We start from the raw sequence: 23,184 nt of genomic DNA, 5'->3' as shown, positions 1-23,184 counted from the left end.
CGGCCAATTGCGTTGGCCGCTTTAAAAAACTACTCTGCGCCAAAGCCACGCAAACCAACCACATGAACTTGCTCTTGGTTGCCGGCGATTTTACGCACTAGTTTATAGGTTGTCCCTTTTTCAGGGCTGATATTCTCTGGCGCTGCGATAAGTAATTGCATATCCAAACGTTTGCAAAGTTCGAACAAGGTGGAAATAGATTTACCATCTAAACGCGCCGCTTCATCTAAGAAGAGTAAACGACATGGTATGATGTCTTTACCGCGAATACGGCGGCTTTCCTCTTCCCAGCTTTGTACAACCATTAATAGGATTGACATACCCGTACCGATCGCTTCACCTGTCGATAATGCGCCACTTTCAGCTCGTAACCAGCCATCTGCACCACGGAATACTTCAACTTCTAACTCGAGATAATTACGGTAATCCAATAATTCTTCACCGATAGTTTGTGCTGTGCGTTGGCCCATATCAATATGCGGGTTGATGCGTTGATAAAGTTTCGCAATGGCTTCAGAGAAAGTAATACGGTTATCACTGAATAAATCTTGGTATTCTTCCTGTTTACCAGACAGCGCATCAAGCAACATCGCATGTGTATCGCGAATATTGACCACTAAACGTACCGATTTCACTTGACCGAAAGCAATATTTTGTAGGCCTTGGTTCAACATGCGAATACGGTTTTGTTCACGTTGAATGGTCTTACGCATAATATTCGCCACACTTTCAGAACTGATCGCCAATTTTTTCTCACGGCCAGTCAATTCTTCTGTTAAGCGATTAAGCTCAATTTCCATTTGCTCAATTGCATCAATCGGATCATCAGTTTTAATAATATCCTGACGAATACGTTCACGAAGATGTTGATACACAGCAATAAAGAAGCGGACTTTATTTTCCGGTTTACGGCTGTCTTCAGAAATACGTAATGCATCGCGTAGATATTCATTATCAGCCACCGCAGTACGTAACGCACCTAAGGCTTTATCCGACATTGAACGTAAATCATCAGCAGATAAATAAGCTAACTCACGACGATTGAGTCGTTTTTCCACATCGGAATTACGAGATAATCGGAGAACCACGCACCAGCTGGCTTTCGCTGCCACAACCAATTCACGTTGAGTTTTATAATCACGTTCCACTTTGCGAATACGTTTATTTAAGTTCTCCGCTTCGCTTTCAATAAGTGTTAATTGTTTTTCAACATAAGAACGACGTTGACGACTGATTGAAAGTTGTTGATACAACTCATCACGGCGATTTCTTGCACGTTCCTCTGCCCCTTCATCAACTCGCACACCCAATTCACCAATCTCAGCAATTAATTCTTTTAACAATTGATTTTTACTGTCATTAGAACTTTGCAATTGGATAAATACTTGGTTGTATTGTGCAAATTGGCTTTGTTTTTGACGTAATTGTTCACGTTGAGCATCACGTTGTGACTGCAATTGTTCCAAACGTTGACGAAGTTGCTCATTAAGCTCAGACGTTTCTGCTTGACCTGCATCTTCATAGCTGAAGTGATTTTTACGTTGTACTACATCCGCTAAAGCAAATACACGTTGCTGTACTTGTTTTTGACGTTCAATCGCTTGGGTTAAATCAGCTTTTAAGCGCTCATAGTTTTCTGGGTCACTTTGTAAGGTATTGGCAATCGGTTCTAATTGTGACAACGCAACGCCATGTTGACGAATAAAGCTTTCATCTTGCTCTGCGATGTCTAATTGTTCGCGGCACTCTTCAATGCGATCAAGTAATTCTTCATCAGCGAGCAAGTTAAGCTGTGGCATTAACTTATTCAACAATTGCATTTTTTCTTTGGCGTTATCCAATTTAATGCGAATTTGTTGTTCGGTACTTGAGAATTGATTGAGCTCGCGATCAATTTCATTGCGTTCTTGATTGATTTCCGCCATCACCTCTTCAGGGTTTGGTTGGAACGCAAGCGCTAGATGTAAGCCAACAAATTGACTAAAGTGTTCGTGTAAACGTTGACATTTTTGTACATCAAAGGCGATTTGTGCGTATTCTTCCGCAATTTCATCACGTTTAGCTTGTAATTCTTCTAAATGTTTTTCACGTGCAGCACGGCCGAATAATGGAATTTGCGGGAATTTTGAATAACGCAATTCACGATCAGACACTTGTACCACAACGCCCATTTCAAGCTCTTGAGCTGAAAGTACACTGTCATCAAAGGCATTTGGGTCACCTTCGATTAAATATAAATCGTCTGGACAGTCTTCTAAATTAGCTAATTGTTCGCGTACCATGTTGAGATCATGAACGACAATAGCATGACGTGCAGGACCATAAAGTGCCGAGAAATAAGGTGCATCTTCAATTGGTACATCATCATATAATTCAGAAAGCAACACACCGCCAAAACGTTCTGCAAGCACATTCAAGCGAGCATCTTCTGAACCATCTGGCTGGCTTAAACGAGAAATTTGCTCATCTAATTGTTGACGTTGCTTCTCTAAATTGTCACGTTGAATAGTCAGCTCACGTTCTTTCACCAATTGTGATTGCATAAAATGCATCACATCTTGGCTATGCTCGAAGGTTTCCCCACTTTGCTCTTGTAAGCGTTCTAAAGCGGCTTGAGCAGTTAACCAAGCCGGTGCTTTACGAGCATTTTCTTCGTAAAGTGCGGTCAAACTTTCACGTTTTTGACGTAAGGTTGAACGGTTTTCTACTTGCTCAGCAAGTTCTTCATTCAAACTTTCAATGAGTTCTTCTTGTTCAGCGTGGTATGCTTCAAGTTCATCAGCAGTTTCTAAAGATAAATCAGCACGTTGATTAAAATCGGCCAATAATTTAACCGCACTTTGTTGTTGAGCATAGCGCTGCTCTAACTCATGTAATTTCGCGCGTAATTGTGGGGTTTGTTGTGCTTGAATTTTTTGTGTTGGATATTCACGCAATAATTCTTTAGCACTTTCCCAAGTACTTGAACGTGGCATATCACCAGCAATTTTACATACCAACTGATAGGCTTTATCAAATTGCGATTTTGCCGCTTCAGAAATAGACATTTTATGTTCTAACTCAAGCACTTGCTCGGTAAGGCTTTCAGCATGGGCAGCAAATTCTGCTTGGTAATCTTCTGCATTTTTCACGCTTAAATCCGCTAAACCACATAAGGTTTTCGCTTTTTCAAGCGCGGCAATCGCTTGTTGATATTGCAATGCACGAGTTTGTTGTGCATCTAATGCTTGTTGATAATCCGCAAGTTGCGCACGTACTTGGTCAATTTCAAGTTCCGTTTGCTCAAATTGTGCTTGGCTTTCTTCAAGCTGTTCGGTTGCAGTTTCCACAACCATTTTTTGTTCTTCTAATTTTTCTGTAAGCTCAGCCACATCTTCTTGATAGCGCGATACTTTTTCTTGATGACGTAACGCATTTAATACCAAGTTCAAGTGGTCTGTCGCACTTTGGTGATCGACTTCTAAAGTACGTTCATTTTCTGCCAATTCTGCAGCTTCACGGCTTAAGTCAATTAAGCGATGTTGTGATAACGCTTGCTCAGCTTTTGCTTTATACCAATCACGACGGAAACCTAGAGCCGCTTCGATATTGCCGCGGCGTTCATTGGCATTACGCATATAATCTGATGCCACATAATTAGTGGTTTCAGTGATTAAATGTTTGAATAAATCACGGTCAGATTGGGTAACTTTAATTGCTTCAAGGGTCATACGGTTTTCACGTAATGCGCTTTCCATATCTTGGAAGGCTTTACGCACACCAAGGTTTTCTGGCAATAAGTAATCACGTAAAGAACGGGTAATGGCACTGGAAATACCACCGTATAAAGAAGCTTCGATTAATTTATAGAATTTGCTACGGTCTGAGGCACTACGTAAGCGTTTTGGAATAATACCCAAATCAAACATCATGCCGTGATAATCGGTGATGGAATGATATTGTTTAAATTGTGCACCAAGATTTTCAATTTTGTCTTTTAATTCATTTAAATTGAGTACGCGCGCTTGACGTTCACCGACTGTTTCGGTGAAAAGTGCGGTCGGATTTAAGGACAATTCTACCCCTTGAATCGAGAAGGTTTTTAAATCCACTTTCTTGTCACGACCCGCAATTTGTTGCAGACGCACACCTACAAGAATTCGTTGGTGACGAGAATTGATGGTATCCAATACTGCGTAACAAACGCCCGGACGTAATTTACCGTGTAACCCTTTATCACGCGATCCGCCTGTCGAGCCAGCTTCTGTGGTATTTCGAAAATGTAATAAGGTTAAGTCTGGAATTAATGCTGTGACAAAACCTGCCATGGTTGTGGATTTACCAGCACCGTTACCACCGGAAAGTGTGGTCACCAATTCATCCAAATCAAAGGTGCGGGCAAAGAAACCATTCCAGTTAATTAAGGTTAATGAACGAAATTTACCTCGTTCTACTCCACTATGTTGGTTTAATACAGGAGCAATAAATTCTTCTTCAACCTGTTCGGTTGATTGCTCAGGTTCGTCCTGATAGATTTCATTTTCAAGTTCTAATACATCAGACATTATTCTTGTTCTCCTGCATCATCAAATTCTTCATCAATTTCGACCGCACTTTCTTCATCATCAAGCTCATCAGCATGACTTGCCGCTTTTGCTTGTTTTTCCAATTCGAGGGATTGCGGTGTTGCGGCTTCCCCATCACGAATTAAGCGAGCTTGTGCTTCTAACGGGTCATCACCAGAACGGACTTCAGCCCCAAAACGGAAAACTGATTCTGAAATAGTAAATTTACCGCTATGCTGTTCACCTACAGTATGAATCATGCCTAAACGGCGTAAACGACCGATCGCCGCGCGTACTTTTTCAGATAATTTTTGCTTATCTAAATCAGAACCGCTGGAACGTTGATTAACGGCTTTCAATAATTTGCCTTCGTCTGCTAAGTTGAGTAATTCATCATAGACTTCTTGTGTACTGAAGATACCTTGCTGTGCTAAACGCTCTGGACTTAAATATAGATAGCAAAGCACTTTTCCTACTAACATTTCTAATTCAGAAAGCACTGAACGGGCAATTAACGTCGTCGCTTTTGGACGTAAATAGAAAAAGCCTTCCGGTGCACGAATTAATTCCACGTTGTAACGGCGGTAAAAGCCATCTAACTCATTTTGGAAATCCATCAAAAAAGCATGATTATCTAATTGATCGGTGCTGATATGGCGACCTGAACGCAATAAGCTGTCCACTGTCGGGAAAATAGGATTAGCAATGGCATTTGCCAATTTCGGGGAAATTACATCTTGAATATCTGTCATGGTTAATTTCTCATTTTATGAATTCGTTTTGGGTAAGCCACGGAATTAATATTTATCAATTACATGCGCTTGTACTTCTGCGCCGTAATCATTAATTTCCTGCCATTGCGGATAAATACCGGCTAAATCATCATTTGCCATACCTAAACGCACAGCTTGATCCACTATAATACGAGCCACATCAAAATGACGAGAAAGTGGATAAGCTTCTAACTGTTCTTTTAAGACTAAACTTAAATCAATTGGACGATTATTCTCACGGTATTGAATTAATAAGCCTTGCATATGTTCGACGATTTGATCATGCAAATCAGCTAAAGACTCATATTGCAATTCTTCTGGTAATTCACCCAATGCATCATCTTCACGCAATACCATTTCTTCATCTCGCAGATCGACCAAACGTTCTGCTTGAGCTGTCCACAAGAACCAAGGATGATCGAAATAACTGTGGATAGAATTACGTAAACGTTGTGAGAATACGCGGTTTTTATCCATATCAATGGCGGTACGGATAAATTTATGCACGTGACGGTCATAACCAATCCATAAATCGATGGCTTGTTGTCCCCAGCTAATAATACGGTCGAGCTTAGATTGTAAATCGGTAATTAATTGTTCAATAAAATACAGCTCATCATGACCAATTACACAATCTTGAATACGTAATAATTGAGCCTGTAACTTGTCACCCGCTGCATTTAAGGTGTCTTGTAACTCACGTAAATTGCCTGAGGTTTCATCTAATAAACGTTCACAGCTAGAAATTGCCGCCTGCCAATCTTTTGTAAGCAAATTCGCAATTTCTTCCTTAATGCTTTGCTGATTTTCATCCATCACACGTTGTGATAAATCGATACTATCGAAAATCTCTGCTACAGAATATTTTAATGGTGCAAATACATTACGACGCCAAAAATGCTCATTTTCCCCTTTTGCAGTCCCTTCCTCTGCTGCATCGGATGCACGCTGAATTTCATCTGCCACAATAGAGAGCTGTACAGAAAGACGCAATGCAGAAAATTCACGCTGACGAATATAATAATCTGATACGCCAACACCTAGTGGCGTTAGACGATAAATGGAAAGCCCTTCAGTAAATTCGCTACTGAAACGGTTAACAAAACGCTGTTTTACCAATTCATTAATAGCATTATTGGCTCGGGTAGCAATTGCGTCTGTTGATTGGTCAAAAGCATTGACGGTATGGCGGAAAATATCCACTAAATCTGCTTCTAGCATTTCACCGTCTAAACGTTCGTTGTTGTAGATGGCAATAGCCAATAAAAATACTAAGCGCTCTGTCGGCAGATTTAACGAAAATTTCCGCTCTTTCGCCCATGAGACGAGTTCAGGAATGGTTTGTGAGGTTTCGATCATTCGGTTAAAAAGCTTGAAATTGAACAAAAAATTTCTGAGATTATACAGGATTTTTTATCGATCTTAAAAATCTTCTTATAGATCGACCGCACTTTTTATGTATAGATATTATGTACAATTCATTAAGAATTCTACTCTTTATACAGTGAGGTATGATTATTCAAAAAGAAAAACAGTTTAAATTGTTCTTTGATTTATTCGCTTAAAAACATTAAAACTTGTCACATTTATCACAATACATATCGCCACACAAATGCACTAACTAAAATAATTAGCGTAATCACAATTTGTATTAAACGTTTTTTGGTTAATTTTTCTGCTGCCATACCTATTTACTCTTAGATAACTTCTTTAATTGACTATTTAGTGGTAGAATAATTGAGTTAGATCAATTTTACACTATATTTATCGATTTGAGGAACTAATGAAAACTTTTGTTTCAGAAACCAAATCAGGGCGCAGAGTTCAATCCGGCGGTTGTGCGATTCATTGCCAAGATTGCAGTATTAGTCAGCTTTGTATTCCTTTCACTTTAAATGAGCACGAGCTTGATCAGCTTGATAATATCATCGAGCGTAAAAAACCGATTCAAAAATCACAAGTTCTTTTTAAAGCGGGCGATACACTTAATTCTATTTATGCCATTCGTTCCGGCACGATCAAAACCTACACTATTAGTGAAACCGGTGAAGAACAAATAACGTCTTTTCATTTGCCTGGTGATTTAGTGGGCTTTGATGCCATCACCAATATGCGCCATCCAAGTTTTGCTCAAGCGTTGGAAACTGCTATGGTATGTGAGATTCCCTTTGATATTTTAGATGATTTATCTGGGAAAATGCCTAAGCTTCGCCAGCAAATTATGCGTTTAATGAGCAGTGAAATCAAAAGTGATCAAGAAATGATTTTATTACTGTCTAAAATGAACGCTGAAGAACGTTTAGCGGCCTTTATTCACAATCTATCAAAACGTTACTCCGCTCGCGGTTTCTCTGCTAAAGAATTCCGTTTAACCATGACCCGTAGTGATATCGGTAACTATCTCGGTTTAACTGTTGAAACCATCAGCCGTTTACTTGGACGTTTCCAAAAACTCGGTGTCCTCTCTGTTCAAGGTAAATACATTACTATTAATGATATTAATGCATTGATTGATTTAACCGGTGTACATAAAACCAAAATCCAATTAGCAGAATAAATTAAAAGCGTGAGTTTTCACGCTTTTTAAACATTTGAAACAAAAAAACTTGCACGAGATCACTTTTTTGATAATCGGTTCTTGTCATCGTTTAAAATCTTTTCTATCCTATTGATATCTCATCTCTTGGAGGTTTTATGAAATTTAATAATATTCTTGTTGTTCTTAATCCTGATAATGAAAAACAATACGCACTTGCTCGAGCTGTTCGTTTGGCGAAAGAGCAGCAAAGTGAAAAAAAAGTGAAAATTACTGCGCTATTAAGTGTCTATGATTTATCTTATGAGATGTCTGCTCTTCTTTCTTCGGAAGAACGAAGTGAAATGCATAAAACTGCCATTGAGCAACAACGTCAAGCTGTACAATTTTATTTAGATAAATATGCTGATCCTGAAATTGAATTTGAATCTCATATTGTATGGAACAGTAATGAAGCCGATGCAATAAATGAAGAAGTTGAAAAAAATCAATATGACCTTGTTGTGAAATACACTAAGGATGAAGAAAGTTTTACCTCATTGATTTTCACACCGGTAGATTGGCAATTATTACGTAAATGTCCAATCCCAGTATTGATGGTACGTGATGGTGATTGGAAACATCAACGCCGTATTTTAGTTGCGGTTAATGTGTCAGGTGAACAAGAATATCAAGATGAATTCAACCAAGAGTTAGTTTCAACAGGAATAAGCTTAGCGGAAAACTTAAACCGTGGTAATGTACATTTAGTGGCAGCCTACCCTGTTGCACCAATTAATATGGCGATTGATTTACCTGAATTTAATACTTCAGGTTATGAAAATGGCATTCGTGGCCAACATCTCATCAATATGAAAGCCTTACGTCAAAAATTTGGTATTGATGAAGATCATACCCATGTACGCGAAGGTTTTCCTGAAGAAGTGATTCCTGAAGTGGCGAAAGAAATTGAAGCTGAATTAGTGATTTTAGGTACAGTGGGAAGAACGGGGTTATCTGCAGCATTATTAGGTAATACAGCTGAACATGTAATTAGTAAATTAAGCTGCAATTTATTAGCCATTAAACCATCTAAAAAATAAGCCTATTTAGCTTTTTATTTAAAATAAGTGCGGTTAGAAAAACAATCGTTTTATTGACTGCACTTTTTTGTTAAAAAATGTGAAGTTCCTCACAAAATCAACTTTTTTCGTTCGTCTTATCCTTTCTTTTTCGTTATACTCCTCCGCCCTATCGAAAACTTTCTATAAATTGATTTATTAATTAAAAAGGAAAGACAATGAAAAAAACATTAATTACAGCACTACTTGGCTTCTCTGCGCTCGCGCAAGCCCATGAAGTTTGGGTTGCAACACCGGCACAACTGGCTTCTAATAGCGTTTTAAAAGCTGATTTAGCTTATGGTGACTACCCCTACGTTGAAAAAATTCCTGAAAAACGTCTCGCGATTTTTCCACCGATGAAACTCATCAATCAAGATGGTGAAATGCAAACATTAGTACAAAAAGGTGAAAACTACCAATATCAATCAGAAAAACCGTTAAAAGACGGCTCATATTAGGTAACAGCGACTTATAAACCAACTTTCTGGTCACAAAATAATGAAGGTTGGAAAATGGATAACTTACAAGGCACACCAAATGCATTCTATTGCGAACAAACTCAAATGTTTGGTAAAGCCTTTACTGTAGTGGGCAAAAAACCATTAAATGCAGATATGGCAATGACACGCCTCGGCTTACCACTTGAAATCGTGCCACTTAAAGATCCAAAAACAATTAAAGCGGGCGAAGCTTTCCCTGTTCAGATTTTCTATAAAGACCAACCGCTTGCAGGCGAAACGATTATTGCAACATCTGATACCTTTGTTGTAAAAGATATGGAAGCGGCAACATCTCACCGTGAACCACAAGCGTTTTCAGGTAAAACAGACAGTGAAGGTAAAGTTAACTTTATCCCATTAATTGAAGGCGTTTGGAAACTTAAAGTGATTCATAAAGAACCATTTGAAGATCAAAAAGTTTGTCAACATTCAGCGAATTACGCGACGTTAATTCTCCCTGTTGGTAAAACTAGAGCTAAACTCCCACCAAAACCAGAACATCATCATTAATCATAAAAAAGTGATCTGCACCCCAAAATCTGGACACCTATTTTGAGGTGCAGATTATGTCCTACTCTTATCAATTTCGTTTGAAAATTATCAAACTCGTCACCGAACAGGATTATGGTATCCGTGAGGTGGCTAAACTTCATAAAATTTCCCACGCTCTCGTTATTTATTGGCTAAAAGCATTTCGGGAAAGAGGGCTTGATGGCGTTTGCCTTATACACCCCTTCAAACACCGAAAATAGTGAAGCCCAAAATGAAAAAGAAAGACATTGAAATTCCAGAAACTACAGACTTTTCACCTAAAGCGTTTAAAAAGTTACAACGAGAGCTCGCCTTGGCTCGTGCGGAGATTGCTTACCTAAAGGAGTTGGAGGCGCTCGACCGTCAAAAACAGAGACAGAAAAAAGAAAAATCATTGAAAGATTGAAGCCAAATCACGCATTAAATGATTTACTTCGTGTGGCTAAAATGCCTCGCCCAAGCTTTTACTATAAAGAGATTAAGCGAAATTATCACGAAGCTAAAGAAGCTATTTTATCGCTGTATAAAAAGAACAGAAAACGAGATGGTTATCGCCCCATGACGTTTAAATTACGCCAAATGGGTTTTCATTTGAATCATAAAACGATGTTAAAGCTGATGAACGAGTTAGGTATTCATTCCATTTTACGCAAAAAAAGACATGGAAAACGAGGAAAAACATCGCATATTGCCCCGAATTTGCTGAATCGTGATTTTACAGCAACGGCACTCAATCAAAAATGGGTAACGGATGTAACGGAATTTCAGGTTGGGCAAGAAAGGCTTTATTTTTCACCGTTAATGGACTTGGCTAACCGAGAAATTATTGCCTATAACTTTGCGACACGCCCGAAGTTTTCATTGGTAAAAAAGATGTTAGAACAAGGGCTTAGTAGGATTAAACCAACAGAATGTCCGATTATTCATAGCGACCAAGGCGTATTGTATGATTCGGCAGAATGGGTAAAGATGTTGGAGGGTAAAGCGGTGCAAAGTATGAGCCGCCGAGGAAATTGTTACGATAATGCGGTGATTGAAAGCTTTTTTACAATATTAAAATCAGAGTGCTTTTACTCTCGGACTTATCATTCAATTGCTGAATTACAGGCTGACATTGAAGAATATTTAGTGTATTACAACCAAAAACGAATTAGACTTGGTTTAAAAGGATTGAGCCCAGTGCAATACCGAGCTCAATATTTAAGTTAACTACCTGTCCAACTTTTTGGGGGCAGATCACTTTTTTAATATGTTCTTAACGCTGGAGGTTGGTAATGTTCAATAAAGGTTTCGATTTCTTGAAGATTATTCGAGAATAAAATCTTCTCAAAATCACCTTGAGTAAAGAAGCCTTCTTTCACCATATGGCTAAAAAAGGACTTTAGTGAATCAAAATACCCCTTTTCATTAAACAGAATACAAGGATTGTTATTTTTTCCAATTCGCGCCCAAGAAATCACTTCAGCAATCTCTTCTAAAGTGCCAGGTCCGCCAGGCAAAGCAATATAAGCATCGCCAAGCTCAACCATTTTATTTTTTCGCTCAGACATGCTTTCAACAACCACAGTCTTGGTCAAATTAGGATGTGAAACTTCTCTGTCTTGTAAAAATTGAGGGATAATGCCAATTACTTTACCTTGATGAGCAAGTACAGTATCTGCAACTACGCCCATTAATCCCAATTTTCCGCCACCATAAACTAAAGTATGTTGAACATCAGCAATCCATTTTCCTAATTTTTTTGCGACAGCCTGATAGGCTGAATCATTACCTAAACTTGCTCCGCAATAAACCGTGATATTCATCCTACTTTTTCCGTTCTACCCACTTTCCATCAATATAATCCACAATCCATTTTGTGGCTTTGCCATTCTTTTCAGATGTCACATATTGATGTTTTTCTTTACGGCTAAAGCGGATAATGGCTTCATTACCCTCAGGGTCTTTTTGTGGCGCATCCGCTAAATAACGTAATTTTTCTGGTAAACGATCACGATAAAGCGCTAATTCCGCCACTTTTGCTGCTCGAGTTTCACGTGATTTCGGGAAGTTATGTGCTGACATAAACACGCCACTTGCACCATCACGTAATACAAAATACGCATCAGATTTTTCACATTTCAATTCAGGGAAATGAACCGGTTCTTCTTTTGGCGGTGCAACTTCGCCATTTTTCAAAATCTTACGGGTATTATCACAACTGGTACAGCCCATATATTTACCAAAACGACCGAGTTTTAAGTGCATATCTGAACCACACTTATCACATTCTACAATCGGACCATCATAGCCTTTAATTTTGAATTGGCCTTGTTCAACCAAATAACCATCACAATTCGGATTGTTACCACAAATATGCAATTTACGATGTGGGTCGATGATATAGCTATCCATCGCCGTACCACATTTTGGGCAACGTTTACGATCCATTAAGGCTTTGGTTTCAGAGGCCTCATCCAATACATTGAGTAATTCTGCTTCTGGAATGAGATTAATCGTTGTTTTACAACGCTCTTTTGGTGGTAATGCATAACCAGAACAACCAAGGAAGACACCAGTACTTGCTGTGCGAATCGCCATTTTGCGGCCACAAGTTGGGCAATCAATATCGGTGAGCACAAGGCTATTCGGCTTCATTCCACCTTCTAGCTCATCTAATTCAGCCGTAGAAAGTTGGGTAGAAAAATCTTTGAAGAATTGATTTAACTCAGCTTTCCAATTTTTTTCACCGGATGCAATTTGGTCTAGTACGTTTTCCATATTGGCAGTGAAATCATAATTCATCAAATCAGTAAACGATTGATTTAAGCGATCGGTAACGATTTCCCCCATTTTTTCAGCATAAAAACGACGATTTTCAGTACGTACATAACCTCGTTCCTGAATGGTCGAAATAATTGCCGCATAAGTCGAAGGACGACCAATACCACGTTTCTCCAATTCTTTTACCAATGCTGCTTCAGTAAAACGAGCGGGCGGTTTGGTAAAGTGTTGGCTTGGCGAAACCGTTTTTAGTGCTAATGTTTCGTTTAAACTCACCGCCGGTAAAATTTGGTCTTCTGGATTTTTACCTAATTGTGGCAAGACTTTTGTCCAACCATCAAAGCGTAAAATACGGCCTTTGGCTTTCAACTCATAATCGCCAGCCATTACAGTGACGGTTGTGCTGTCATATTGTGCAGCAGGCATTTGGCAGGCTACAAATTGACGCCAGATTAAATCATACAAACGCACAGCATCTTTATCCATGCCACTTAAATGTTCCGCAAGCAGTTTGACATCAGAAGGACGAATCGCTTCGTGTGCTTCTTGTGCGTTTTCTTTGCTCGAATAGAAATTTGGTTTAGCGGGCAAATAATCTTTGCCGAAATGGCTTTCGATATAAGCGCGTGCCATATTTAATGCATCTTGGCTCAAGTTAGTAGAGTCAGTACGCATATAAGTGATGTAACCGGCTTCGTATAAACGTTGTGCCAACATCATAGTTTTCTTCACCCCAAAACCTAAACGCGTGCTTGCAGTTTGTTGTAAGGTTGAAGTAATAAATGGGGCTCTTGGTTTAGAACCTGTTGGTTTTGTTTCTAAATCTGTGACAACGTAGTGTGATTTATTTAAAAAATCGACCGCACTTTGAGCTTCTTTTTCATTTTTCGGCTCAAATTTCTTGCCTTTATATTGCACCACATCCAAACGCAAGCCTTCTTTCTTACTCGTTTGGGTTAGCGCTTCAATTTCCCAAAACTCTTCCGGTTGGAATGCTTTGATTTCACGCTCACGTTCTACCACCAATTTTACGGCAACAGATTGTACTCGTCCTGCAGATAACCCACGTGCCACTTTCTTCCATAATAATGGTGACACCATAAAGCCTACTACGCGGTCTAAGAAACGACGGGTTTGCTGAGCATTAACCTGGTCCATATTAATGTGAGCAGGATGCTGGAACGCTTTTTCAATCGCTTTTTTAGTAATCTCATTAAATACAACACGACTAAAACGACTATCATCGCCACCGATCACTTCACGTAAATGCCATGCGATAGCCTCTCCTTCTCTATCCAAGTCGGTTGCGAGATAAATATGATCGGATTTTTTTGCAAGGGATTTTAATTCGGCAACCACTTTTTCTTTGCCAGGTAGAATTTGGTAATTAGCTTTCCAATCGTGATAAGGATCAATCCCCATACGTTTAACTAAAGCGGAACGCTCTTTCTCTGCTTTAATTTTTGCTTTTTCTTCTGTACTTAATCCTTTTGTCGAAACTGGCTTAGCCTTTTCGCCAGTACTACTTCCTGATGTCGGCAAATCACAAATATGCCCTACGCTGGATTTCACCACATACTGGCTACCTAAATATTTATTGATGGTTTTCGCTTTGGCTGGCGACTCCACAATCACTAAAGATTTGCTCATTTGCTTACCTAAAATATAACTAGAATTCTCTAAAATAGCCGATATACTGCAAACTTACGCCGATAAAATCAAGCTTTTTTTCAAAAAGGATTTATAAATGGATAAACTCAATGCAATTTCGGTTTTCTGCAAAGTAATCGAAACGCAAAGTTTTACACAAGCCGCAAACCAACAGAATATTTCTGTGGCAATGGTGAGTAAATTAGTTTCACAATTAGAAGAACATTTAAAAACACGATTATTACAACGTACAACACGAAAAATTATGCCAACTGAAGCAGGTATGCTTTATTACCAACGTTGCCAAGCTATTTTATTAGATTTAAATGAGGCTGATTCTAGCATCAGTAATATGACAACGAGCTTGCAGGGTAATTTATTAATCTCCGTGCCACGTGATTTTGGCTTACTTTATATTTCACCTAACTTGCCTAAATTTATTGAGCTTCATCCCAATTTACACGTAGAAATTGAGTTTGAAGACAAGCGCGTCGATCTCGTTGCGGAAGGCTATGACTTAGCATTACGTATCGGTTATATGCAAGACAGCTCACTTGTTGCGCGTAAAATTAGCAGCTCCCCTATGCATTTTGTTGCTTCGCCAAGTTATTTAGAGTCGCGAGGCACACCACTTACACCTGATGATTTAGAATATCACCAAGGTTTACTTTATAAATCATCGTTAAATCAAGTATATTGGCAATCAACAAAAGCCAATCAAATTCAACGTTATAAAATTCAATCTAAAGTAGTGTCCAATAATGGGATGGCGTTGTTAGAGATGACGAAAGCGGGCTTGGGCATCAGCAATTCACCTGGTTTCTTTGTAAAAGATGCACTTGCTTCGGGTGAATTAGTTGAAATTTTGTCTGAATATAAACAAAAACCTTTAGATATTTATGTGGTTTACCCAAATCGTCGTCATTTACCGGCTAAAGTTCGCGCATTTATTGAATTTCTAGCGAGTCTCGGCTTGTGTGAGAACAGTCAAATATAAAAACAAGGGCGGATTGACCGCCCTTTATTATTGAAATAATGTCCAAATCGGTTTGACCTCTTCAGGTAAAAACAAATTTTTTCCTAATTCAATCCATCCACAAGGAAAATGAAAGTCTGATCCTAAAGAGGCGGCTAAGTCATATTCATTGGCTAAACGCGCAATATATTGCCGCTGATCTTTGGTCTGTCCACTATCTGCGACTTCCACGCCATCACCGCCCCATTGTTTGAAATCAACAATTAATCGACGAATCCATTTTCCTGTCATGTTATAACGCATAGGATGAGCAATGACGGCAACGCCACCTGCAGCATGAATCGTCTCAATCGCTGTTGGAATATCCACCCATTCAGCTTTGACAAAACACGATTTTCCACTACCAAGATAACGCTTAAAGGCTTGCCCATCATTTGAAACCTTGCCGATTTGTACCAAATAACGCGCATAATGCGCACGAGTCACTTCCCCATTAGCCAACGCTTTTGCGCCTTCATAGGCATTGGGGACACCTGCTTTTTCTAATTTGTGGCCAATTTCGACCGCTCTTTTTTCTCTCAGTGATTTTTGTTCGGCTAAAAGTGCGGTCATTTTAGGATGTGTTTTATCAAAATTTAATCCAACAATATGGATGCCACGACCTTCCCAATTCGTTGAAATTTCCACGCCATTAATCAGATCTATACCTAATTTATCGGCTTCAATTTTGGCTTCATCAATACCCATTATCGTGTCGTGATCACATAAAGCAAGCACATTGATACCTTGCTCATGAGCTCGTTGCATAAGCTCCGTAGGTGTTAAAACACCATCTGACGCTGTACTATGGCAATGTAAATCATATTTTTTTGTCATTTATTTAATCGCTTTCACTAATTCTTTTACTAAGTTTGGACCGTGATAAATCAAACCCGAATAAACTTGTAATAATTCTGCACCGGCTTCAATCTTCTCTTGTGCATTTTGTACACCATCAATGCCCCCACTCCCGATAATCGGGATTTGTCCTTTGAGTTCTTGATATAATCTTCGAATAATTGCTGTACTTTTCTGCTGTAATGGCTTTCCACTTAAGCCGCCTTGTTGTTCTGCATTTTTCAAACCTGTGACGTTGTCGCGAGAAATGGTGGTGTTAGTCGCAATTACCCCATCCATTCGGTGACGAAGTAAGGTATCAGCTATTTGAACCAGCTCAGACTCATATAAATCAGGTGCAATTTTTACGGCAATCGGCACATATTTATTGTATTGCTCAGCTAATACTTTTTGACGTTGTTTTATATTTTTCAATAAATCATCAAAGTAATCACCGTATTGCAATTGGCGTAAATCCGGAGTATTCGGTGATGAAATATTTACCGTAATATAATCGGCATAGTTATAGGCTTTATTTAAGCAAAATAAGTAATCATCTTTCCCCTTTTCAAGTGGCGTGACTTTATTTTTGCCAATATTAATCCCAATTACACCATCAAATTTTGCCTTTTTAACATTCTCGACCACGTAATCAATGCCATAATTATTGAATCCATTACGGTTAATAATCCCCTCAGCTTCCACTAAACGGAATTGACGGGGTTTCGCATTTCCCTCTTGTGCCAAAGGCGTAACCGTACCCACTTCAATAAAACCAAATCCCATCGCACCAAATCCATCAATCGCTTCGGCATTTTTATCTGCGCCCGCGGCTAACCCAATAGGGTTTTTAAACGTAATGCCCATTACTTGCTTAGGCGAACCTTGTGGATAAGCCAAAAGCTGCTTTAATAAAAATTGGCAAGGTGATTTACCCGCTAAATGCAATGATTTAATCACTAAATCATGGGCGGTTTCAGGATCAAGGGAAAAGATAGCTTTACGGATCAAAGAATACATACTCGTTTATCTCTCAGGATAGTTCACTGTAAATGGAAAGTGCGGTTAAAATTAACCGCACTATTGGGTTATTGCAAGGCTTTCTCTATTTTCTCAAATAGATCTTTTGAGAGCTCTTCAACAGCGCTTAATCGCTCCAAGGCGCGTTTCATTAAGGTTTGACGCTGTTCATCGAAACGAGAGAAACGAATCAGTGGCTCAATTAAACGTGCTGCAACTTGTGGGTTGCTATCATTTAAACGAATTAAAACATCTGTCAAAAAACGATAACCAGATCCACTAATATGGTGGAAGGCTTTTAAATTATAATTTATAAAGTTTCCAACTAATGAGCGTAAGCGGTTTGGATTGTGGAAGTTAAAGCTAGGATGTTCCATTAATGTTTGTACAATTTCCAATACGTTTTCATCAGGGCGGGTTGCTTGTAACGCAAACCATTTATCCATCACTAAGCCATCATGTTGCCATTTTTGTTCAAAATCTGCTAATAAAGTATCACGGCAAGGCAATGATGCCTTAGTTGCCATATTCAGTGCGGCTAAAGTATCGGTCATATTATTAGCATTATTGTAATGTTTTTGTACCACATTATTACCTAGGTTACTGTAGGCCAAATAACTTAAACAAACATTGCGCATTGCTCGTAAAGCAATGTCTTTCTGAGTCACTTGATAAACATCAAGACGAATATGCGTGTAAATCCTCAATAAATCATTTTTTAAGTATTCGGCTATTTGCACCAACATAAATTCTCTTGCTGCAGTAATACCATCAGGATCAATTGTTTTGAAGCTTTCTGCAAACTCAATTTCTTTTGGAAAAGTCAAAATCAATGTAGCTAATTCAATATCTTGTTCATAATTTTCCAACACATGAGCGAGTGCAATCAAAATGTCAGGTGAGATCTCTAATCGCTCTCCTTGCTGAAAATTCGCTACATTACGGCGTAATTCTTGAGCCAATAGCGTTTGTGCCGCATCCCATCGAACAAACTGATTATTAGAAAATTTAAGCAGGCTAAGTAATTGTGTAGTCGTATAATCATAATCCAGTTTAACTGGTGCAGAAAAATCACACAATAATGCAGGAATAGGTCGACAATAGAGATTATGAAATTCAAATATTTGATCTTTTTCCGTAACATTGAGTACATCATTTGATAATTTTCCATTGTACTGTAATGTTTGCTTGTTACCGTTAGCATCATAAAGCGCAATTTTCAATGGAATATGTAAGTTTACTTTTTCCATTTGATCCGCTGTTGGCGGCGTAGATTGTGAAACGGTTAAACGATAAGTATGAGTTTGTTCATCATAGGCATCACTAATCAATAATTCTGGCGTACCAGATTGGCTATACCAACGACGGAATTGAGCTAAATCAACGTCATTCGCACGTTCCATTGCAGACACAAAATCTTCGCAGGTTGCCGCTTTACCATCGTTTTCAGCAATATAAAGTTGCATCCCTTTTTGGAAACCTTGTTCACCTAATAAAGTGTGCAACATACGAATCACTTCTGCCCCTTTTTCATATACGGTCACGGTATAGAAGTTATTCATTTCAATGACTTTTTCAGGGCGAATTGGGTGTGACATTGGGCTTGCATCTTCGGCAAATTGTACCGTACGTAAGAATTTCACATTATTAATACGATTGACCGCTCGAGAACCTGTATCAGATGAAAACTCTTGATCACGGAAAACCGTTAAACCTTCTTTCAAACTTAATTGGAACCAATCACGGCAAGTTACACGGTTTCCCGTCCAGTTATGGAAATATTCGTGTGCAATTACGCTTTCAATGGCGAGATAATCATCATCGGTTGCGGTTTGTGGATTTGCCAACACAAATTTAGCGTTAAAAATATTCAACCCTTTATTTTCCATGGCACCCATATTGAAGAAGTCCACAGCAACAATCATGTAAATATCTAAGTCGTATTCTAAATTGAAACGGTCTTCATCCCATTTCATCGCTTTTTTCAGGCTTTCCATTGCCCACGAAGCGCGATCAAGATTGCCACGGTCAACATAAAGCTCTAAGGCTACTTTACGACCACTTTTTGTCGTAAAAGTATCTTGTAATAAATCAAAATCACCTGCCACTAAAGCAAATAAATAGCTTGGTTTCGGGAATGGGTCATTCCATTCAACCCAATGACGACCATCCTCTAATTCACCACTTGCAATACGATTACCATTAGAAAGTAAGTAAGGATATTTAGTCTTATCTGCGGTAATTTTGGTTGTATAGCGCGCCAATACATCTGGACGGTCAAGCATATAGGTAATTTGACGGAAACCTTCTGCTTCACATTGTGTACAAATACCCTCACCTGATTGATAAAGCCCTTGTAAAGAGGTGTTTTGTGCAGGCTCTAGATTCGTCACAATTTCAAGTTCAAAATTAACCGCACTTTGATTGGTTAAATCTAACGTTAAACTTTCATGGTCTTGATGATAATGTTTAAAATCTTCGCCATTGAATTTAATGGAGGCAAATTGGAAACCATGACCATCTAATCGTAGATAAGTTGCTTCATTATTTAAACGTTGGAAGGTTGTTTTTGCAGTGACAACGGTATGCTTAGGATCTAATTGAAAATCAAGGAAAATATCCGTAACCGTAAAATCAGGTTGTTTGTAATCTTTTCTATATTTCGCTTTAGCTAACATAATCTGCTCTATTTCTAAGAAAAAAACTCATATTAGGATAAGATTTTATGACCAAACTTGCAATGGAATTTTCAGCTTTCACCACATAGCAAACGTTTGCTTAAAAGTGAACAAATATGCTATTCTACGTATCGTTTTTTTATCAGATAATTTTTTAAAAATATGTCAAATACCGCACAAATTGCTATTGTGATGGGCTCAAAAAGCGACTGGGCAACCATGCAAGAAGCCACTCAAATTTTAGATGAACTCAATGTGACATATCATGTTGAAGTCGTTTCCGCACATCGAACCCCCGATAAGCTGTTTGAATTTGCCGAAAATGCACAAAAAAATGGTTACAAAGTGATTATTGCAGGTGCGGGTGGCGCTGCTCATTTACCCGGTATGATTGCGGCTAAAACGCTTGTACCTGTATTGGGTGTCCCTGTTAAAAGTTCTATGTTAAGCGGTGTTGATAGTCTCTATTCTATCGTGCAAATGCCGAAAGGCATTCCTGTCGGTACATTAGCGATTGGCCCTGCTGGTGCTGCTAATGCAGGATTACTCGCTGCACAAATTCTTGCAGGTTGGGATGAGGCGTTATTCGCTCGCCTACAAGTATTCCGCGAAAATCAAACCAATATGGTATTGGATAATCCTGATCCTCGTACATAAAACACCTTGCAATTTGACCGCACTTTTTAAAGTGCGGTTGTTTTTTTAGCTAGATTTGATGAGAAATTTTATGCAAAACTCTACCCTATATCCTACCGTTTATGTGCTTGGGAATGGCCAACTCGGCAGAATGTTACGTTACGCTGGCGCGCCATTAGACATTAATGTTCAACCACTTGAGTTCAATGCCCCCGTATTTGATTTACCTAAAAATGCCATCATCACCGCAGAGATTGAACGTTGGGAAAAAACACCGTTAACTGAATTATTAGGCCATCATAAGAATTTCGTTAATCAGAATGTTTTTGGCTTATTAGCAGATCGTTTTACCCAAAAATCTTTACTGGATGAACTCAATCTCTCTACCTCACCATGGTGTTTATTAGAAGATAAAACGCAATGGACTGAAGTATTTACAAACGTAGGCGAAAAAGTCGTGGTAAAACGTCGTACCGGTGGTTATGACGGTCGAGGTCAATGGATTATCACTGAAAATAATCAACGTGATATTACGGACGATTTATTTGGTGAAGTTATTGCAGAAAAATTTATTCCTTTTGATTACGAAGTGTCTATCGTAGGCGCAAGATTTAAAAATGGTGAAAAACGTTTCTATCCTGTAACACATAACCTACAGCAAAATGGCATTTTACGTTACAGTGTGACAGATGTTTCATTCCCTCAACAACACAGCCAACAAATTCAGGCGGAGTCTATGCTCGGGAAAATCATGGATAAGCTTGAATATGTGGGTGTAATGGCAATGGAATGCTTTGTGGTGGGTGATAAATTATTAATTAATGAGCTTGCCCCTCGTGTGCATAATAGCGGACATTGGACACAATTAGGTTGTGCTATCAGTCAATTTGAATTGCACCTACGTGCTTTATTAGATTTACCTACACCGTCATTACAACCTATTGCCCCAAGTGTTATGGTCAACTTGATTGGTACAGAACATAATCCACAATGGTTGAACACACCATTCTCTCAGTTACATTGGTATGGTAAGGAAGTTCGTCCTGGTCGGAAATTAGGTCATATCAATATTACGCATCCTGATAAAACAATCATTATTCAACAGCTTGAAAAACTTCGTCATGAACTCCCTGAAGACTATCAATCCGGTTTAAATTGGGCGATTGAGAAATTAAAATAATCCAAAAAACAACCGCACTTTTTGATGAATATCTAAAAACATCAAAGTGCGGTTGATTTTTATCAGGTTCTTCTTGATAAAATCTATCGGCTGAAGTATAAAATTACTTATCTCACAACACATACATAAGGAAAAGCTATGTTTGAACATATCAAAGCGGCTCCGGCCGATCCTATCTTAGGCTTAGGCGAAGCATTCAAATCTGAAACCCGTGAAAATAAAATCAATTTAGGCATTGGCGTTTATAAAGATGCACAAGGTACAACACCGATTATGCGTGCAGTGAAAGAAGCAGAAAAACGCTTATTTGATAACGAAAAAACAAAAAACTATCTGACTATCGATGGTATTGCCGATTATAACGAACGCACAAAAGAGCTTCTTTTCGGTAAAGATTCTGATGTCATTAAAGCAAACCGTGCAAGAACTGCGCAAAGTTTAGGGGGCACAGGTGCATTACGCATCGCTGCGGAATTCATTAAACGCCAAACCAAAGCTCAAAATGTATGGATTAGTACACCAACATGGCCTAACCACAATGCCATTTTCAATGCGGTAGGCATGACGATTCGTGAGTATCGTTATTATGATGCTGAACGCAAAGCCCTTGACTGGGAACATTTACTTGAAGATTTAAGCCAAGCAAGCGAAGGCGATGTGGTGCTTTTACACGGTTGCTGCCACAATCCAACCGGTATTGACCCAACCCCTGAACAATGGCAAGAATTAGCCGCACTTTCAGCTAAAAATGGTTGGTTGCCACTCTTTGACTTTGCTTATCAAGGTTTAGCCAATGGCTTAGACCAAGATGCTTACGGTTTACGTGCTTTTGCGGCAAATCATAAAGAATTATTAGTGGCGAGTTCATTCTCTAAAAACTTTGGTTTATACAATGAGCGTGTAGGTGCTTTTACCCTTGTGGCTGAAAATGCAGAAATTGCTTCAACTGCATTAACACAGGTGAAATCAATTATTCGTACCCTCTACTCTAACCCAGCATCTCATGGTGGGGCGACCGTAGCCACGGTGTTAAATGATCCACAACTTCGCCAAGAGTGGGAAAATGAATTGACTGAAATGCGTGAACGCATCAAAAAAATGCGTCATTTATTCGTTCAGTTATTAAAAGAATACGGTGCAGAACAAGATTTCAGCTTTATCATGGAACAAAACGGTATGTTCTCTTTCAGTGGCTTATCGCCTGAACAAGTCGATCGCTTAAAAGAAGAATTTGCGATTTACGCTGTTCGTTCTGGTCGTATCAATGTGGCCGGTATCACTGAAGACAATATTCGTTATTTGTGTGAAAGCATTGTGAAAGTGCTTTAATCAATAAAAACCAAAAGTGCGGTTAAATTTTACCGCACTTTTTTTCATCTCAACATAACAAAAGAAAAGGCAGATTTTACTCTGCCTTT

General features: G+C 38.8%; 15 protein-coding genes and 2 pseudogenes. 9 read left to right on the top strand and 8 right to left on the bottom strand.

Annotated features, from left to right (window positions below; genetic code table 11):
* Nucleotides 1-29: 29 nt before the first annotated feature.
* From mukB to mukF, 3 genes are read right to left on the bottom strand one after another with little or no spacing between them, the layout of a single operon-like run.
* Complete coding sequence (gene mukB / locus EL215_RS07955; RefSeq protein WP_126471348.1) at nucleotides 30-4,544, bottom strand: chromosome partition protein MukB; 4,515 nt, start codon at nucleotides 4,542-4,544, stop codon at nucleotides 30-32.
* Nucleotides 4,544-5,296 (bottom strand): chromosome partition protein MukE, encoded by a 753-nt coding sequence (mukE, locus tag EL215_RS07950; protein WP_049358047.1) that lies wholly within the window; start codon nucleotides 5,294-5,296, stop codon nucleotides 4,544-4,546. The genes mukB and mukE overlap by 1 nt, the downstream gene beginning before the upstream one ends.
* 45 nt (nucleotides 5,297-5,341) lie before the next feature.
* Nucleotides 5,342-6,676 carry a chromosome partition protein MukF gene (mukF, locus tag EL215_RS07945; protein ID WP_126471346.1) on the bottom strand — a complete coding sequence of 445 codons (1,335 nt, stop codon included), beginning with the start codon at nucleotides 6,674-6,676 and terminating at the stop codon, nucleotides 5,342-5,344.
* A 424-nt stretch (nucleotides 6,677-7,100) separates the two neighbouring features.
* On the opposite strand from mukF, the gene EL215_RS07940 reads away from it, so the two are divergent.
* The 5 genes and pseudogenes from EL215_RS07940 to EL215_RS07920 all read left to right on the top strand — a co-directional run bounded on the left by EL215_RS07940 (nucleotide 7,101) and on the right by EL215_RS07920 (nucleotide 11,196).
* Nucleotides 7,101-7,874: a fumarate/nitrate reduction transcriptional regulator Fnr gene (locus EL215_RS07940; RefSeq protein ID WP_049358045.1), complete on the top strand. Its 774-nt coding sequence runs from the start codon at nucleotides 7,101-7,103 to the stop codon at nucleotides 7,872-7,874.
* 137 nt (nucleotides 7,875-8,011) lie between these two features.
* Complete coding sequence (uspE, locus tag EL215_RS07935) at nucleotides 8,012-8,935, top strand: universal stress protein UspE (protein ID WP_049358044.1); 924 nt, start codon at nucleotides 8,012-8,014, stop codon at nucleotides 8,933-8,935.
* A 197-nt stretch (nucleotides 8,936-9,132) separates the two neighbouring features.
* Nucleotides 9,133-9,966 (top strand): annotated as a pseudogene (locus EL215_RS07930) (DUF4198 domain-containing protein).
* Nucleotides 9,967-10,022: 56 nt separating this feature from the next.
* Nucleotides 10,023-10,393: pseudogene (locus EL215_RS07925) on the top strand (transposase).
* Entirely contained in the window at nucleotides 10,390-11,196 is an 807-nt protein-coding gene (locus tag EL215_RS07920) for an IS3 family transposase (RefSeq protein WP_164757072.1), read from the top strand. The pseudogene EL215_RS07925 and the gene EL215_RS07920 overlap by 4 nt, the downstream one beginning before the upstream one ends.
* A 35-nt stretch (nucleotides 11,197-11,231) precedes the next feature.
* Here EL215_RS07920 and EL215_RS07915 read toward each other — a convergent pair whose 3' ends face one another.
* Together EL215_RS07915 and topA are read right to left on the bottom strand one after the other, a co-directional pair.
* Nucleotides 11,232-11,792 carry an LOG family protein gene (locus EL215_RS07915; RefSeq protein ID WP_126471342.1) on the bottom strand — a complete coding sequence of 187 codons (561 nt, stop codon included), beginning with the start codon at nucleotides 11,790-11,792 and terminating at the stop codon, nucleotides 11,232-11,234.
* Between the two features lies 1 nt (nucleotide 11,793).
* Nucleotides 11,794-14,400: a type I DNA topoisomerase gene (topA, locus tag EL215_RS07910; protein WP_126471339.1), complete on the bottom strand. Its 2,607-nt coding sequence runs from the start codon at nucleotides 14,398-14,400 to the stop codon at nucleotides 11,794-11,796.
* Between the two features lie 97 nt (nucleotides 14,401-14,497).
* Here topA and EL215_RS07905 point away from each other — a divergent pair, with 97 nt between their 5' ends.
* Nucleotides 14,498-15,397 (top strand): LysR family transcriptional regulator, encoded by a 900-nt coding sequence (locus EL215_RS07905; protein WP_126471337.1) that lies wholly within the window; start codon nucleotides 14,498-14,500, stop codon nucleotides 15,395-15,397.
* A gap of 27 nt (nucleotides 15,398-15,424) precedes the next feature.
* Here EL215_RS07905 and rnm read toward each other — a convergent pair whose 3' ends face one another.
* The 3 genes from rnm to pepN form a co-directional block, all read right to left on the bottom strand.
* Nucleotides 15,425-16,252: an RNase RNM gene (rnm, locus tag EL215_RS07900; protein WP_126471335.1), complete on the bottom strand. Its 828-nt coding sequence runs from the start codon at nucleotides 16,250-16,252 to the stop codon at nucleotides 15,425-15,427.
* Complete coding sequence (pyrD, locus tag EL215_RS07895; RefSeq protein WP_126471333.1) at nucleotides 16,253-17,272, bottom strand: quinone-dependent dihydroorotate dehydrogenase; 1,020 nt, start codon at nucleotides 17,270-17,272, stop codon at nucleotides 16,253-16,255. It abuts the gene before it with no gap.
* Between the two features lie 68 nt (nucleotides 17,273-17,340).
* Nucleotides 17,341-19,950: an aminopeptidase N gene (pepN, locus tag EL215_RS07890; protein WP_126471331.1), complete on the bottom strand. Its 2,610-nt coding sequence runs from the start codon at nucleotides 19,948-19,950 to the stop codon at nucleotides 17,341-17,343.
* A 162-nt stretch (nucleotides 19,951-20,112) separates the two neighbouring features.
* Here pepN and purE point away from each other — a divergent pair, with 162 nt between their 5' ends.
* The 3 genes from purE to EL215_RS07875 all read left to right on the top strand — a co-directional run bounded on the left by purE (nucleotide 20,113) and on the right by EL215_RS07875 (nucleotide 23,095).
* Nucleotides 20,113-20,607: a 5-(carboxyamino)imidazole ribonucleotide mutase gene (purE, locus tag EL215_RS07885; protein ID WP_126471329.1), complete on the top strand. Its 495-nt coding sequence runs from the start codon at nucleotides 20,113-20,115 to the stop codon at nucleotides 20,605-20,607.
* A 70-nt stretch (nucleotides 20,608-20,677) separates the two neighbouring features.
* Nucleotides 20,678-21,766 carry a 5-(carboxyamino)imidazole ribonucleotide synthase gene (gene purK / locus EL215_RS07880; RefSeq protein ID WP_126471327.1) on the top strand — a complete coding sequence of 363 codons (1,089 nt, stop codon included), beginning with the start codon at nucleotides 20,678-20,680 and terminating at the stop codon, nucleotides 21,764-21,766.
* Between the two features lie 138 nt (nucleotides 21,767-21,904).
* Nucleotides 21,905-23,095, top strand: coding sequence for an amino acid aminotransferase (locus EL215_RS07875; protein ID WP_126471325.1), 1,191 nt, complete (start codon nucleotides 21,905-21,907; stop codon nucleotides 23,093-23,095).
* Nucleotides 23,096-23,184: the final 89 nt, after the last annotated feature.

Source organism: Haemophilus parainfluenzae, from assembly GCF_900638025.1.
GTDB lineage: Bacteria > Pseudomonadota > Gammaproteobacteria > Enterobacterales > Pasteurellaceae > Haemophilus_D > Haemophilus_D parainfluenzae_J.
The sequence above is the reverse complement of the archived record's forward strand: the minus strand, read 5'-3'. Positions and strand labels throughout refer to the sequence as shown.